The following is a 16,241-nucleotide window of genomic DNA, read 5'->3' on the forward strand; positions in this document are numbered from 1 at the left end:
CTGTAACACTAATGATAAGAGTATCAACCAGAGAACGAGCAATGAAAAAAATTAATTTATTGATTCTCCTTGTTTCTTTAGTCCATTTAAATACGTTCGCACAATGGGTAGAAACATCTGGAGAAGCAAAAATTATCGATGGCAATGTTACTCAAGCTAGAGCAGATGCCATTCAGCAGGCGCTAAGTTATGTGATATTAAGCTCGGGAGGCAACTTTAGCAGTGAGCAGCAGATCCAAAATGGCCTACTCACTAAAGATAACTTTACAATGACGCAGCTAACACAGGCGTCACAGATAGAGCTATTGAACGAACATATAAATAATCAGATACTTACAGTCAATCTTCGTGTCGACGTGTTAAGTGCTAATGAACAGCAATGCCAAACTGAAAATCTAAAAGCGGCAATCTTAGTTACTCAAGCACAAATTAACGACAGAGCTCAATTAAGATACGGCAACATTGGTAACTTTCAAAAAACGCTTTCTCAACGATTAGGTAATATCATCCGTCAGCGTGGTAAAGCCAGCTTCCCAAATATCCACGCGGATGAGCGCTTAGACATAACCCAGTCATTAGTTGATATACGCGGTTATCGTCTGCCGAGCTGGTTAAGTGAAATCACCGACAGTCAATATATCCTACTACCAGCAATCGTCGATATCTCCACCGATCCCGTTGAAGGCGGATTACTAGGTCTTTGGAATAACTATCCGCAACGGCAATTTTATCTAAAGCTATCGCTGTATCATGGCATCAGTGGTGAGCAAGTTTGGAGCGAGCTATATCATTCATCTGCCCCATGGGAGTTTGAGCGACAAGCCACAGTGCCGGCAAATAGCGCCCGCTTTTGGCACTCCAGCTATGGCCAAAATATTGATGCCGTATTAGCACAAGCCAGTGCAGATATCGATAAAGTGCTTAACTGCAGGCCACTACTCGGACAAATTGTGTCTAAACAAGACAGACGGGTGATCATCAATCTGGGGCGTAATAACGGTATAAAAGTGGGCGACCGTTTTCAAATTGTATTGCAACAAAACTTACCCGATAGGCTCGACAACATGCGCCCAATTGCCGGGGAAACTCGCGCAACGGTCACCATAGATCAAGTCACGCAGCAAAGTGCAACAGCCTTGCTCGAGCCAAAAAATGGGACGCTAAATATACAAGTAAATGACATTGCGATTAAAATTTAGCGGACAAGCGACCACTAATTAAGCAACTAAATCTAAAGCCTTTTCATCGAGATGAAAAACAGTATAATCAACAGCGTCTCCCTATAGCTCAACAGGATAGAGCAGTCGCCTCCTAAGCGATCGATCGGGGTTCGAGTCCCTGTGGGGAGACCATAAGATAGCCACTAAAATGGTTATCTTATGCATAGGTAAAATAACCATCACTAACCGCCAACATCCTAATACATCCCTCTAGGTTAACAATGGTTTAGTGCCCCTGCGTAGCTAGGTGAATAGGTTAACACTCACGGCTTAGCCTTCGATTTAATCGATATAATCTTATTTAATTAGTGCAATACCAATTCTTGCGTCCATGATCATTTTTAAGCCCAGTGTCTAAGTTTAAATCCTCACACTTGTGGTTAGGGTGCCAAGCGCGCTGATATGATTTTTGACTGGCTTGCTATCCGCTTTATCATGGATTTTGAGGCGTTTTTAAGGTACTTTAGCCCCATGAAAATAACTGCGTATTACGGCGTGAAAGTAGCGTAATAGTCGCATGATAAATAATGCTGGTAGCCAAAGTCAGCTTTGTCGTGAACGCTGCGCAATAAACATCAACTTATCTCCATTATTCCTATTTACCTCAACCCTATAAAGGATAGCGTCAATGACTGAGCTGTTTACTGCTAACCTCGAGATCATTAATAAGCGTTGGCCTCTGCTCGCTTCAGCCTTACATGCGGCAAACATTGAACACTTCGATGCTTGTCTCGTTAATGGCAATGAACAAACCATCAGTGTCAATGGTATTCAATTGAGCAGTCGGCATAACCGTATCGCCGAAGCGCAGCTGTTGATTAAACAACTGCCAGCAAACTGCAATGACCTCACGGTTTATGGTGTCGGCATGGGAGATGTCCCCGCCGTCCTAGTGCAGCACCCCAATATAAAAAGCATTCGTATTGGCCTGCTCAATGTCAGCCTGTTTGCCTTATTACTGACTTATACCGATCAGCGCGAATGGTTGAGCGATCCGCGCCTAAAGCTTATGCACCAGCTTCAACAACACCGACTATCGCCCCACTACATTACCGTCACGCCCGAACTCTTATTGAGCAGCGATGACAATGCCAGATTGCGTGACTTATTGGTATTTAACAATAACCTTGATTTTGCCAACAGAAGCCATGGCAATGATGACGCAGAGCTTCAGCTGCGCATGCGGGATAATCTTGCTACCATGCAACAAGATAGCGATGCTGCAACGTTACGCTTGCAATATCAGCCAACTCAGACCTTAGTCATCGCCACTGGCCCCACGCTCGAGCAGCATTACGCTTACCTTAGGGCGCAACGAGCATTACCAGAAGCGACGCGGCCATTGATGATTAGCGTCGACACCGCATTAAAAGCCTTACTCAATGAACAGATTGTTCCCGATATCGTCGTGAGCATAGATCAAAATGTCACGCGTGAATTTTTACCCGATAACGTGCCTGATAGCGTGAAACTGGTCTACTTCCCCAAGTCACAGCAAGCAGTGTTACAGTGGTGGCCAGGGCAACGTTTTGCCGCCTACTCGCACAGTAAAATCTATGATGAGTTCCACCAGCAATGCCCTAAACTGCGCCTATTTGCCAATGGTAGCGTCATCCATCCGGCCATCGATTTGGCCGTACATTTAAACAGCCAATCGATAACCTTATTTGGTTGCGATTTTAGTTATCCGCATAATAAGACCCACGCTTTCTGGCAAGACGGTAAATTAGGCCCTTCTATCGCCAATGCCAAGCAACATTGGGTGATGAATGGACATGGCGAAAAAGTAGCAACCGACCTGAATTTCCGCGGCTATTTGCTTGCCCTTGAACACTATATTCTCACTAAATCTGAGGTGACTTTTTATAATGCGAGTTTAGATGGTGCCGCCATTGATGGCGCTCAATATCAGGAGTGTAAGTGATGAAAAGTACTGCAACTGACGCCCTTATCCAAATACTGACTTCGGCTGCGCATAAGTTTCGCTTAGGCCATGAAGCCGATGGCTCACATGACTTTGCTCAGTGCATCGACCTGCTTAAACCCCTGTTGCCTGAGTTACAAAATGCCACGACGGTCGTCGAGTTATTTCGTGAGATGCTGGCGGCACAGGAACGCCACGACTGGCTTGCTTTGGCTGACAGCCTCGAATATGACTTGCCCTTACTGCTGCAATCCGCGCAGTAACACATGATGGCGATGAATCAGGCGTACACAAGCTTAAACGGCTTTTTAAAACTTGTTACGCCCCTCAAATTGAGGGGGCGTAACAAGTTTTAAAAGCCATATTACCCAATAGTATTATTGGCGTTTAAGCGGTTTGCATTGAGTCACTTGAGTAAGCTATTACTCAGCGTCTGCAATATGCTCCCACGACAGCGGCGTGCCTTTAGCGTGTGAACCGCGAAACCTTTTACCTAATAATTGTTCAAGATACTTGGGGTGTAAGCCAAATCCGGGACGAATACTCTTAACATTCTCGGGTGTAATACACTCTCCAGTCCTTACCGACTTAACTGGCAGCTTTTGTGATCAACTTTGCACATCAAACACATCGATAACAACTCATAAGCGAGTTGCTAGCGATAACTGTGCACGCCAATACGATAGTTAACAATAAAGCAAAGCAGGCCACCAGCAATGCCAAATAGTAAAGGAGCGAATCATTATCGCCAGCAAATTTCGCCAGTAAAGATAGGAAACCCATTTGAATCCGCAGCATTAGCAGGTAGGCTATGCTCATCACTGGTCAAGCACAATTCGAACCGACGAATGAGGACATCATGTTAGATAATCCACCAGAAATCTCCAGAAGCTTTGCTGTCAGCCGCTTTGGCGAATATTACCTGCCCAGCATCAATCGCAATACATTTGAAAAAATTGACTCCACTTCATTGTATAACGAGCGCTTCAAACAGGCCTTATCTAAACCCGATACCTTACATATCATCATCGGCCTCGATTCTGGGCTGCTGGCCAATTATGTCATGGAGCATCCACTTGCCGATGGGGCTAAGTTTATTTTTGTTGAGCTGCCAGAAGTGCTCTCCATGTTGTCTATCGACATCCCTGAGCACCTCGCTGATGAGATAAGCGTGATCTCATTTGATGAGCTTAAAGAGACCATTGCCGATATCCGCAATAATGTGTTTTTAGTCAAAGGTAAGTACGCCATTCATCGCTCAATTGCCGTCGATGGTAATTATTTAGAGCCCTACAGTGAGCTCAATGCTGAAATCGAGAAAATGATTGAGCATGAATCCTTTAGCTTAGGCACGGCCTTTAATCATAAGCTGTTTATCCAGACTCAGCTAACCAATGTAGCCGAAAACCTGCAACCCGCCTCAGTACTGCGTGGCCAATTTAATGATAAAACCTGCATCGTATTAGGCGGTGGGCCCTCCCTCGATAACAATATTGACTGGATAAAAGCCAACGCCGACCGACTGGTGATCATTGCCGCCTCACGCATTGTGGGCAAATTAGCCAAACTGGAGATAAAACCTGACATCATTGTCTCGGTCGACCCACAATCGATAAGTTTTGATGTCAATAAAGAGTTGATGTCACTGGAGCACGATACGTTGCTCGTCTACTCCTACCATGTGACCCCGCAAATTATCGGTCAATGGCGCGGCGCCGCGCTCTATACCGGCTCTCGTTTACCTTGGAACAGTGACCACGATAACAACAATATCGAGTCCGTCGGCCCCACAGTCACCAATAGCGCTATCGAAATTGCACGGGAGATGGGTTTTAGCCGAATTTTGTTGTGCGGCGTCGATTTTTGCCATTCGCAATCGGGTATCACCCACACCGCAGGCACCTATGGCGCAAGCCTTGGACCGGACATGGGGATTATGTACGAGTGGGTTGAAACCAATTGTGGTGAAATGGCGGAAACTCCGATACAGCTAATGTACGCCATACAATCACTGGCAGCAGCAATCGAGGCCTACCCTGGGGCGCGCTATATCAATCTGTCACCTGATGCCGCCAAGGTTAACGGGGTTGAACAGGTCAATGCCCATAACATCACCTTAGCTGAGATCAGCGCTAAACAACGCGCGCTACTGGCCCCAGCCCAGCATCTATTGAGTATCGACAAGAGATGTCAGTTACTTCGCAGCACGCTCGACGCCTTAACAGCCACTAGCGAACAACTGACGCAGTTAAATGACTACAATCAAGACGCTCTGCAATTGGTCGACCAAATAGAAGCGGCACATCAGTATCCTGAGCGTATAGGCGCATTAGCTAGCAAGCTAGATAACATCGAAAGCAACATCAACGCTAACTACTCTGGCCTAGCAAAGCTGGTTAAATTTTATGGTTATTATGAATTTAGCCACTTTTTATCCACCAAAAAAGTCGATGACTGGTCACAGCAAGATGTGACTGATAATACCCGTCTTTACTATCAAGCTTTTAGCGACATCACGAGCACATTAAGTCGATTAGTTGATGAGGCCATCGTGCGGGTAAGTTCACGCCTTGCAGAGCATCAAGATGAAGTGGTGGATATTCACGCCTTATGTGAGCGCTGGGATATCGATGCACAGTGGGGACGCGCCCTTATTTGGCAACAGCAACATCCGCAGCTATATGCGAAATTACCTCCTGCTCAGCAAAGTAAACTGGCAAAAACCCGACAGCAATACCATCACCAATTTGTGGTCAAGGCGTTTATCGATCCCAGCGGTGAGCCTGCTGTGCCACAACTCAACAATGCCTTTAAAAAACTGCATGCTCTGCTGCATTACAAACACCTGCTGGGCATCACAAAAATGGTGCAGTACACCGCCCCTTATGTCGACAGTGATCTTGATATTGCCCGTCTGCATAACTTAGCCAAAAGTTATCAATATCGGCTCGAAAACCAGCTAGAGCTGGCGCTCGATGCCGTGCTGGCAACCCCCATCGAACAGCGACAAGAGGCGGAGTTAAAGCAGATAATCCTACTGGCTTTAAAGCTTAACCGCCTGCCGCTGGCGCTGGCACAATATGCCAAAATTATTACCTATAGCGACGAATATCTGCCGCAATATGCTCAGGCCTTATACTTAAACGATAATGCCCAAGACGCGTTAGCCACTTATCTGGATTACCTTGATAAATATCCGCAAGATATTCCGGTCATGTTAAAACTAGGGATTTTTCTCGCTAATGTCGGCCAAATTGATGGCGCACGCGCCTGTTTTGAAAACGTCTTAAGCCTAGATGAAGAAAACCAAGCCGCGATAAGCTATATCCAGCAACTCGGTGATTAAGTGATAGGGCCTGTTGATCTTTCAAGGTTATTTTTGCAGCGAATTGTTGGGTATTTATACAAGACAGAAGCTTTGTGGTGTAGTTATTCTTCATAAAAAGCTGAGAACGCAGTAGAAATGACCAGCAAAGAGCATCAGGCCCTAGGGCGTCAGCGCAAAGATTTATCCGCTGGCGCCCTTTCCCTTGCTCGCATTCAAACCGTATAATACGCCTTTGCATATCTCACCCAATTTCGATAGCGAGGCTCTGTGGCACATACTTATATTCCACTCGATCAATACCAACGTAAATGGATCTTCAATCACAAAGATCTTCCTGTCAGTGATGATGACAAGGCATTCATTAAGCCCCTTGATCAAAAATCATCAATGGAGGTGTGGAATAAATGGATAAGTAACAAGAGCAGTCGCGCCGAGCAATTTACCAAGGGTGACTGGGCAGCAAAAGCCGATGCTTGGCTTGAAACCGACCATTGGCAAAGCGCATGGGACAGCGAAGCGGCCGAACTGCCGGAAATATTACACCATCATTTTGACTGGGAACATGACACGCCAATCTACTTTTGCTATGAAAAATATCAAGTTATTGAAACTCGGTGGGATGTTTTTGTACGCAACTGGAAGTGTTTCCTGTTTTTTGATGACGGCCCACTACTGATCTCTCCGAAGAAAAAACAAGCGGCGATATTTCATCAAAGTGGCCAATACCAAGTGGGTCAGCGAGGTTAGCCCTCGCCCCATCATCGCCATCATCGCCATCATCGCCATCACGGCAACCATGACTCAAACCAATAACTAAAAAAAATGAGACCAACGATGAAACCCATTACCACCTTAGCCTTATTGCTGCCTTTACTGATGACCAGTCTGGCAAATGCCAAAACGATCGCCGATGTTGAAGTGGCTGAAACGATTCAATTAGCTGACAACACCTTGCAACTCAATGGTGCTGGCGTGCGCAGTAAATTCTTTATGGACTTGTATGTAGGCAGTCTTTACCTTCAGCAGCCAAGCAGTGACGTTGAGGCCATTATCAACGCCCCCAAGGCGGTGATCCGGCTTAATATTACCTCAGGGATGATCACCTCAGACAAAATGAGCGATGCCATTATCACCGGGTTTGACGATGCCACCCAAGGCCATGTAGCACCCATTAAGCAACATATCGATACCTTTATAGCCTTATTTAATGAGCCTATTGTGGATGGCGATCAGTTTACCTTTGAGACCACTCAGGGCGTTGGCGTTAGTGCCTATAAAAACAACCAATTACAGGCAAATATTCAAGGCGAAGACTTTAGACAAGCTCTGCTCAATATTTGGCTTGGAGACTCACCAGCACAAAGCAGCTTAAAGGCGGCAATGCTAGGACAATAAGGTAGCGACAATAGATGGCAGGACTGACATAAACGCATTACGCTGCCCCATAATCAACAAGCCCAACGCTATTGGCTGGGCTCATTGATTATGGACGCAATTTTTACGACTAACTTGCTGTCACTGTAAGCGCCTATTAAAACTTATATTGCGCTGCAAATGCCATGGCCAGTTGATCATCTAGGCTATCGGTATTATTAGGTTCACTTAGCTCCATTTCACCATTAAAGTAATAACCTAAGTAACCATTGAGCGATAATGACTCATTCACCGCCCAACCTGCACGCATAAAGCTTGCCCACTCGTCGATTTCGACGGCCACGTTATCATCTTTAACTAAAAATCGTTGAGTACGCTTCGATGCGCCAACACCCACATCGATAGCATCAGACAGCTTATAACTCAGCTCCAAACCTGCTGGGCCACTAAAACCAGCCGAAAATGGATTGCCCAACTTGAGCCTGTCACTAATTTGCCAGTTAACCGCCAGATAAGGCACGGTTCTGACCTCTGAAATATCGTTTAAATAGGCGACGCCAAGCCCTAACATATTGCCATTATTGAATCGGTACATACCTGAGGCGACCACACCATAACTTTGTGCATTTGAGCGCGAGGCATCCTCTGTGTAAGCGTATTGGATCTTAGGTGCAAACAGGAACATCCAACGCTGATTAGGCCGAAAGCTCAGCCCCACCCCAGCACTGTAACGGTCGACAGATGACCAAGGAGATAGTTGCCCCCCCATTAATCCAGCGCCTCTGCCTGACCAATCAAAATCTAACTTGTCATAATTAGCATTGATACTGAGTGACCACTGCTTATTCAGTGGTATATCGCTCTTAACACCAAATAACCAGGTATCTCGCTGTACCTCATAGCCCGAGTTATTCACGTCGGCATCTGAGGTCGCAATACGAGACACACTCAAAGTCAACGGCGAGTAAGGTTTGGCCACAGCAGACGCGCTAGTCCCTAGGGTGGCAACCGCCCCAAATAGTAAGGAGGTCGATAGGCGAGAAAAACGGCTGTTGTTATCAAAAATCATGCTAACTCCATCGCAGCAATATAAAAATAATGGATGATCGTTATCGATCACGGCAATGTTCACCGCAACAAAAACGAAATGCAATAGCTTAGAGAGCTACACAGTGGCTATTGCGGTTATTGAGCGCACTACTGCTTATTATCACGCCATATTATTGAGATTATTACTTTTTTAAAGCATCTATAACACAAATGGTGACACCCACAACTCAGCGTCATTAAGCAACTTCTGGGACTCTCTACGGTGTAATAAATTGGCCTGCAAGCAAACCGTTAGCATTACGCTCCTGCACAGTAAACCGATCAGCTGCGCCAAGATTATAGTTCAACTTAAGTCATCTATTTTCCCGCGATATGTCTGTTTTATGGTTTATCAACACTCAGGTTTCACTACGATAAGCTCGCAAAAACATCTCAACCGTCTCTTTAATATACCGCGTGCGATGGGGCGCGATATCCTCTACCGCCAACCCTAACTCTAACTTTAGGCGCATCTCACCAAATAACATAAGGCATAAACGCACTGCAGCGCCACGAACATCACCAAACTGATAACGGCCAACTTGTTGCAATTCAATAAAAAAGTGAGCGGTTTAAATCATCACACCTTACACAACGCTCCCCCTGCACCAAGGCCAACCCCACATTGGTGCACGCTCAATACTGTACCATTAAAAAATCACCTCTCATGTTAACAATATGGTAACTAGTTAATTTTATAATATTTTAGTTGAATTAGACCTATGTCAAAACATTGCCGATAACATTTCTATATATTTAGCAAACAATAATAAACAAGCATGGATAGACGGATGAATTACAAACATTGGCCGGTCGCAAAACAGATAGGTGTGCTCGCCTTTATACTCACCATAATCGTATTTAGTATTATTAGCAGTGTCTCTTATATCACTTCTAATAATGTGCTCGAACAAAAAGGGATCAGCGCCATGAAGGCGCAAATGAACAGCACCGCCGACCTTATCGAGCTGCAGTACCATAATTTATTATCATTAGCTCGTCGCAACGCCGATATATTGCGCACCATGTACCCAGGGCAATTTTATAAACCCGACAAAACCGTCAAGGTGTTAGGCACCCCTACGCCAGCATTAGCCCACGAGCGCGAGCAAATTAACGCTTCAAAGAGTAAAGTGGACCGATTTTCTAGCCTAACGGGTGGCACTGCAACGGTATTTGTGCGTGACGGCGATGACTTTATCCGTATTTCGACCTCACTGAAAAAAGCCGACGGTCAACGTGCATTAGGCACCTATTTGGGCACCAAGCACCCAGGCTACGCTGCGCTGCTCAAGGGCCAAGAATATGAGGGTTACGCTAAGCTGTTTGGTAAGGATTACATGACGGTTTATCGCCCGATAACGGGGCCAGCAGGGGATGTCATCGGTATCCTTTATATCGGCTTCGATATCTCGGACTCGATTTCTGAACTGCAACAGTCGATGAACCAACTCAAGCTGGAGGAGTCAGGCTACTTCACCCTACTGCGTAATAGAGACAACATCATTATCGCCCAGCCACATCAAACGACGGGCACCCCACTTACAGAGACGATTTTAGACGGTATAAGCCTTGAGCAAGCCAAGCAAGATGAAGGTGAGCGGGAGTATCTCAATAGCCAGGGTGAAGCCATGTATGCATACTCACTCAACATTCCTGGCTGGCAATGGACCCTACTGGGCCAAACCAAAGTGCGCGAGCTAAATGAAGAAAGCCTAACACTGCTCGCCATCAATGTGGCTGTCGCACTGTTCGGCATTGTGGTTATTACCCTGCTGCTCTCTTTAGTGCTATTTAAAACCCTCAAGCCTTTAGGCGTACTGCAATATCAACTCACTCAATTAGGTGAAGGTGACTTGTCACAGCAGTTTGCGACGGTATCCAATGACAGTGATAACGAGGTGGATAAAATTACCATTAGCGCGCATCAAATGGCGACCAGCCTCAGAACCTTAATTGATGCACTACAAGCCTCGGTCAATACCCTAGAAACTCAGGCCGAGACGGCTCAAGAAACCGCACGCCTCAACGGTGAAGAGTCACAAGCATTGATGGCGCAGACCGATCAAATTGCCACCGCCATTGAAGAGATGTCGACCTCCATTCGTGATGTCGCTAGCCACGCAGGTGAAGGGGCCAATCGCAGTCAGCAAGTTGACAGTGCATCACGCGATGGCCATCAGCAGTTAAATTTAGTCGTGCAAGGGCTCACCACCCTAAGCGAGCAGCTTAATAGCAGCCACATCAGTGTCGAAAACGTCAGCAAAGAGAGTGAAGCGATTAACCAAGTCACGGAAGTGATCAACAGCATCGCCGAACAGACTAACCTGCTGGCGCTTAATGCCGCCATTGAAGCCGCCCGCGCGGGGGAACAAGGCCGTGGGTTTGCCGTGGTCGCCGATGAAGTCCGCACCTTAGCCCAGCGTACCCAGTCTTCAATCTCAGAAATTAGCCAGACCATTGCTCAACTGCAATCACAGGTCAAGCTTACCGCCCAGCAGATGGGGCAAAGCCAGCAGCTGGGCACAGAGTCTGCTAATCAGGGGCAAGAGGTCGCGTTGCAGCTTAATCAAATCACTACCAGTATTGGTGAGCTAGCCATCACCTCAAGTAGTATTGCCAGTGCAACGGAGCAACAAAGCGCCGTGGCCGATGAGATAACCCGTAACTTGCATCAAATCACAGAGCTGGCTCGCGAGGGGGAACTGCGCGCCAATGAAACCCTTGATGCCGCTCAAGGTCTATCCCATTTAGCCCATGAGATAAAACAGAAGATCAGCATCTTTAAATAAGCCCTAAATACACCAGGCCATCTGCAGCTTAATGGCCTGGTGTTCCTGCACTCAAAAGCCCTACCTCAGTAACCTAATTCAGCAAGCTAAATCAGTGGCCACCACCGTAATCAATTACCTAAAAATCTAGCTCACTAGCGGTAATGCTTCACCAACATTCGGCCACCCCTTGCCCACTTTAACTAATGCTTCATCACCTCAACACATGGACCGCTTAATCACTTGGCCAATGCTGCTAGCCACATTAAATTGCTCGCAAGTCAAGTTGAGTGCAACAGTCAAACACTGCTCATCGTGATGAATGTAATCTACTCACCAGCGTAAGCGTGCCGCACTGAGTTGCGAGGTATCTATTGGGAACAGCAAAGGCAATCCCTCAGCCTGTAGCAAAGGTCTGTTACGGCGGTCTTTAGCATTGTGATGATTTCTTCCTCTCAACAAACAATAAAAAACCCCGCATCTACCAAAGTAAAGTACGGGGTTTAGAGATAACGCGACTAGCCATATTTAGGCAGCGACGCTTATCTTAGCGACGAGATTAATCTTGTTGATCTGCGTCTCTGTCCATGTTTTCAGTATTTTCTAACCACAAGGCGTTGATAATACCGAAAGAACACGCCAGCAAAATGCCTAAAATCCAAGCAAAGTACCACATAGTGTCGGCTCCTTAGTAAAGTGACGTCTTGTTATCTTCGATGTAGCTGCGGCTTAAGCGGCCAAACATCTTCAAGTAAGTCCAAATGGTGTAGCTGAGGACTATCGGTACAAAGATAGCGGCTGCCCATGTCATCACGGTTAACGTCATATGACTGGCTGTCGCATCCCACATAGTTAAGCTCACATTGGGCTCAAGTGATGATGGCATCACAAATGGGAACATAGCTGCGCCACAGGTCAAAATAATCATCGCCACTGCAACAGAGCTGAACAAGAACGCAAAACCTGAGCGGTTAAAACGACTCGCTAGCAAGGCCAGTAGTGGCATTGCAATGCCCAAAATCGGGAACAGCATAGTCACAGGGTACTTGTCATAGTTTGCTAACCAGGCACCGGCTTCAACGGCAACCGTTTTTAAGGTTGGGTTTGACACGCCGTGAGTATCAAGCGCAGATGTGATCACATAACCGTCAATCCCATTGGCTAACCAAACACCAGCGAGGGTAAACAGCACAGCCAATAACAGAGCAAACACTTGAGTGGCTTTCGCAGCACGAACGCGCAGCTCACCTTCTGTCTTCATCTGTAACCAAGCAGCACCTTGCATCATGATCATCGCCACGCTCACCAGACCAGCTAATAAACCAAATGGATTCAGCAGCCCAAACAAGCCACCATGATAAGTTGCACGTAGGAACTCATCAAAGTTAAACGGCACACCTTGTAACAAGTTACCAAATGCCACACCAATGATCAGCGGCGGAACAAAACCACCGGCAAACAATGCCCAGTCCCAGCTCTTACGCCATCTTGGATCTTCAATTTTCGAGCGATAATCGAAACCCACTGGGCGCATAAACAGGGCAAACAGCACCAACATCATCGCCACATAAAAGCCTGAGAAAGATACCGCGTACACCATAGGCCAAGCAGCAAATAGCGCACCACCTGCGGTGATTAACCATACTTGGTTACCATCCCAGTGAGGGGCAATCGAGTTAATCATGATACGGCGCTCGGTATCATCTTTACCGATGATAGGCAGCAATGCCCCCACTCCCATATCGAAACCGTCGGTGACGGCAAATCCGATGAATAGCACACCAATCAGTGCCCACCAGATAAATCTTAATATCTCATAATCAAACATAATCAGATCTCCGGCTTAAGCATCTAGCTGTTCAAAGTGATAACGACCTGTTTTCAGGCTGCTAGGGCCTTTACGAGCAAACTTAATCATTAAGAACAGCTCGATAACCAACAACACTGAATAGAACAAGGTAATTGAAATGATACTGAACCACAGATCACTTACGTTCAGGCTCGATGCCGACATGAAAGTAGGCAAAACCTCTGAAATGGTCCAAGGTTGGCGACCGTACTCGGCGACAAACCAACCACACTCAATCGCGATCCAAGGCAATGGTAAGCTGTATAGCGCAGCTTTAAGTACCCATGGTTTCTCTTCGATTTGGTGACGTGTGCTTTGCCAGAAAGCGGCAGCGAACACAAACAACATGATCACACCAAGACCGACCATCACGCGGAAGCTCCAAAACATCGGCGCGACCGATGGGATAGAATCTTTCGCCGCAGCTTGAATTTGCTCTTCGGTAGCATCAACCACATTGTCCGTGTAACGCTTAAGCAGTAAGCCATAGCCTAAGTCCACTTTAGCCTCTTCAAAAGCGGCTCGCAGCTCAGGAGTTTCGTTACCCGCACGCAACTCTGTTAGCATCGCGTAGGCTTTCATACCGTTACGAATACGCACTTCGTGTTCGGCAATCAAGTCACGAATACCAGTCACCTCTTCATCCAGAGAGCGAGTTGCAATAATGCCCATCGCATAGGGGATTTTAATGGCATAATCGGTGTGCATGGTTTCTTGATTTGGGAAACCCACAGCGGTAAATGCCGCAGGAGCTGGCTCAGTGTGCCATTCTGCTTCAATCGCGGCTAATTTAACTCGCTGTACTTCGCCGACCTTATAACCCGATTCGTCGCCTAATACGATAACCGACAAGATAGAGGCCATACCAAAACTGGCTGCAATCGCGAATGAACGACGAGCAAAAGGCAGGTCACGCTTTTTCAAGATGTAGTAAGCACTGATAGCTAAAACAAACATCGCGCCCGCTACATAACCTGACGCCACAGTATGCACAAACTTCACCTGCGCAACGGGGTTAAATACCACCTCAGCAAAGCTGGTCATCTCCATACGCATGGTTTCGTAGTTAAATACGCTACCGACGGGGTTTTGCATCCAACCATTAGCCACTAGGATCCACAAGGCTGACATGTTTGAGCCCAGCGCCACTAACCAGGTAACGGCTAAGTGTTGGCGTTTACTGAAACGATCCCAACCAAAGAAGAACATCCCGACTAAAGTCGATTCGAGGAAGAACGCCATCAACCCTTCAATCGCCAGCGGTGCGCCAAAAATATCACCCACATAATGTGAGTAATACGACCAGTTAGTTCCAAATTGGAACTCCATCGCCAACCCGGTGGTCACACCGAGAGCAAAGTTAATACCAAATAGCTTACCCCAGAACTTGGTCATATCTTTATAGATCTGCTTATCGGTCATCACATACAGTGATTCCATAATGGCTAGCAAGAACGCTAACCCCAAGGTCAAAGGAACAAACAGGAAGTGATACATAGCTGTCAGCGCGAACTGCAAGCGCGAGAGCTCAACAACCTCTTCAACAATCATCAGTGACTCCTTAGGTGGTGCGAACATTATTACGATGAGATCCCCATCCACCGTAAAATGCATTTTTTAAGAACTTTATTGTTCAAAGTGATCCGTATATGTCGCCATATACTAAACCGCCAAATATTTACTTTTCAGTCAAATTGAGTAAAACAGTGCTTCAAAAGGCGTCCCCCACATAAAAACGAGACACACCCCACGAAACGGTAAGCTTTGTGATCTCTAACCCCTAAAAATCAACAGCGAAATAATTAAAAGTAATTTTTTCAGAAACTTACAACAGGGCTCGGCAAGTATACCGTGGGTATTTTATACCACTGAGAATTGATTCAAATCAATCAATCATGCCAGCAATAATGGGTTTTGCGGCAGACGACACACTTCACCCGCCAAGGTGGTTGCTAAAACAAACAAAACATGCTAGGTGGTTACGGCAATTAATAAAAGACAATACTTATAACCCCTAAGCATGTATATCTCCACAAAAAGGACATTTAACAAAACTTAACAAATAAACCATTATTATCACTAACCATAAAAAACAAACAAACCAAAATAAATACAAGTAAAAACAAAAGTATAAAATCATTGACAGCTCAATAAGTAATCACTAGTGAATTTAAATCATTATATTTACTAATGATAAATCTTAATTTTAATCGTTTGTCCAAAATAAGACGTCTGGTTACCATACCGCCCAGTAGAGGAGCCTATAAGGCCATCCGCTGAAGTCGCCCAGTGGTGTTCGGCTCCACTCATACCATCAACCACTATGTAGAGATATCAAAATGAAAAGCTTATTTGACCGTTTAGTAAACAGCTATAAGCGTATTTTTGTTGAATTATATCAAGCTAATGCTCGTTAATACGCTGTTTAGCAAGAGTTTTAGTTAGAGTTTTGTTAGCGCAAAACCGCCATCATCTCGGTAACGGGGTGGTGGCGTTTTCATATCTAGAGCCTAATTTGCCATAGTCACATTACAGTTTAGCACTTGCTGATATACCTGCTAAAAGTTAATCGCTACGGTTTAAAAAATGCCGCATAACCCTAAGTTTAAGTATATAAAGATAAAAATGGCGTATAGATAAGCCTTTATCGCTATTTAGCACAAGGTAATATAAATACTAAACTGTA

Annotated in this window: 13 protein-coding genes and 1 tRNA gene; 8 read left to right on the forward strand and 6 right to left on the reverse strand. The window is 45.8% G+C overall.

The features are described 5' to 3' along the window. The first annotated feature begins 41 nt into the window (after positions 1-41). The 4 genes from AC5YB1_RS14045 (at position 42) to AC5YB1_RS14060 (ending at position 3,407) form a co-directional block, all read left to right on the forward strand. A complete protein-coding gene (locus tag AC5YB1_RS14045) occupies positions 42-1,199 on the forward strand; it encodes a flagellar assembly protein T N-terminal domain-containing protein (protein ID WP_494519683.1) in 1,158 nt (385 codons plus the stop codon). A 77-nt stretch (positions 1,200-1,276) separates the two neighbouring features. Then, positions 1,277-1,352, forward strand: a tRNA-Arg gene (locus AC5YB1_RS14050). Between the two features lie 496 nt (positions 1,353-1,848). Further along, on the forward strand, positions 1,849-3,144 hold the full coding sequence (locus AC5YB1_RS14055) for a motility associated factor glycosyltransferase family protein (RefSeq protein WP_494519684.1): 1,296 nt from the start codon (positions 1,849-1,851) through the stop codon (positions 3,142-3,144). After that, complete coding sequence (locus AC5YB1_RS14060) at positions 3,144-3,407, forward strand: hypothetical protein (RefSeq protein WP_494519685.1); 264 nt, start codon at positions 3,144-3,146, stop codon at positions 3,405-3,407. Before AC5YB1_RS14055 ends, AC5YB1_RS14060 begins: the two co-directional genes overlap by 1 nt. A 159-nt stretch (positions 3,408-3,566) precedes the next feature. Here AC5YB1_RS14060 and AC5YB1_RS14065 read toward each other — a convergent pair whose 3' ends face one another. Continuing rightward, positions 3,567-3,743: an SAF domain-containing protein gene (locus AC5YB1_RS14065; RefSeq protein WP_494521645.1), complete on the reverse strand. Its 177-nt coding sequence runs from the start codon at positions 3,741-3,743 to the stop codon at positions 3,567-3,569. A 260-nt stretch (positions 3,744-4,003) separates the two neighbouring features. On the opposite strand from AC5YB1_RS14065, the gene AC5YB1_RS14070 reads away from it, so the two are divergent. From AC5YB1_RS14070 to AC5YB1_RS14080, 3 genes are all read left to right on the forward strand, one after another. Continuing rightward, on the forward strand, positions 4,004-6,490 hold the full coding sequence (locus AC5YB1_RS14070) for a motility associated factor glycosyltransferase family protein (protein ID WP_494519686.1): 2,487 nt from the start codon (positions 4,004-4,006) through the stop codon (positions 6,488-6,490). A gap of 249 nt (positions 6,491-6,739) precedes the next feature. Beyond that, on the forward strand, positions 6,740-7,219 hold the full coding sequence (locus AC5YB1_RS14075; RefSeq protein WP_494519687.1) for a DUF2947 domain-containing protein: 480 nt from the start codon (positions 6,740-6,742) through the stop codon (positions 7,217-7,219). An 87-nt stretch (positions 7,220-7,306) separates the two neighbouring features. Next, positions 7,307-7,867 carry a chalcone isomerase family protein gene (locus AC5YB1_RS14080; protein WP_494519688.1) on the forward strand — a complete coding sequence of 187 codons (561 nt, stop codon included), beginning with the start codon at positions 7,307-7,309 and terminating at the stop codon, positions 7,865-7,867. Positions 7,868-8,003: 136 nt separating this feature from the next. On the opposite strand, the gene AC5YB1_RS14085 is transcribed toward AC5YB1_RS14080, so the two are convergent. Beyond that, on the reverse strand, positions 8,004-8,915 hold the full coding sequence (locus AC5YB1_RS14085) for a DUF6268 family outer membrane beta-barrel protein (RefSeq protein ID WP_494519689.1): 912 nt from the start codon (positions 8,913-8,915) through the stop codon (positions 8,004-8,006). A gap of 379 nt (positions 8,916-9,294) precedes the next feature. Beyond that, complete coding sequence (locus AC5YB1_RS14090; RefSeq protein ID WP_494521646.1) at positions 9,295-9,492, reverse strand: TetR/AcrR family transcriptional regulator C-terminal domain-containing protein; 198 nt, start codon at positions 9,490-9,492, stop codon at positions 9,295-9,297. Between the two features lie 234 nt (positions 9,493-9,726). On the opposite strand from AC5YB1_RS14090, the gene AC5YB1_RS14095 reads away from it, so the two are divergent. Continuing rightward, positions 9,727-11,727 (forward strand): methyl-accepting chemotaxis protein, encoded by a 2,001-nt coding sequence (locus tag AC5YB1_RS14095; RefSeq protein WP_494519690.1) that lies wholly within the window; start codon positions 9,727-9,729, stop codon positions 11,725-11,727. A gap of 538 nt (positions 11,728-12,265) precedes the next feature. Here AC5YB1_RS14095 and cydX read toward each other — a convergent pair. Genes cydX through AC5YB1_RS14110 form a run of 3 tightly spaced genes read right to left on the reverse strand, consistent with a single transcriptional unit; the run spans position 12,266 to position 15,106 of the window. Beyond that, positions 12,266-12,382 carry a cytochrome bd-I oxidase subunit CydX gene (cydX, locus tag AC5YB1_RS14100; protein WP_494519691.1) on the reverse strand — a complete coding sequence of 39 codons (117 nt, stop codon included), beginning with the start codon at positions 12,380-12,382 and terminating at the stop codon, positions 12,266-12,268. Positions 12,383-12,394: 12 nt separating this feature from the next. Further along, entirely contained in the window at positions 12,395-13,534 is a 1,140-nt protein-coding gene (cydB, locus tag AC5YB1_RS14105; protein ID WP_494519692.1) for a cytochrome d ubiquinol oxidase subunit II, read from the reverse strand. Positions 13,535-13,549: 15 nt separating this feature from the next. Continuing rightward, the gene (locus AC5YB1_RS14110) at positions 13,550-15,106 is read right to left on the reverse strand and encodes a cytochrome ubiquinol oxidase subunit I (RefSeq protein WP_494519693.1); all 1,557 of its coding nucleotides are present in this window, start codon (positions 15,104-15,106) and stop codon (positions 13,550-13,552) included. Positions 15,107-16,241: the final 1,135 nt, after the last annotated feature.

Source organism: Shewanella sp. 433 (assembly GCF_059338565.1).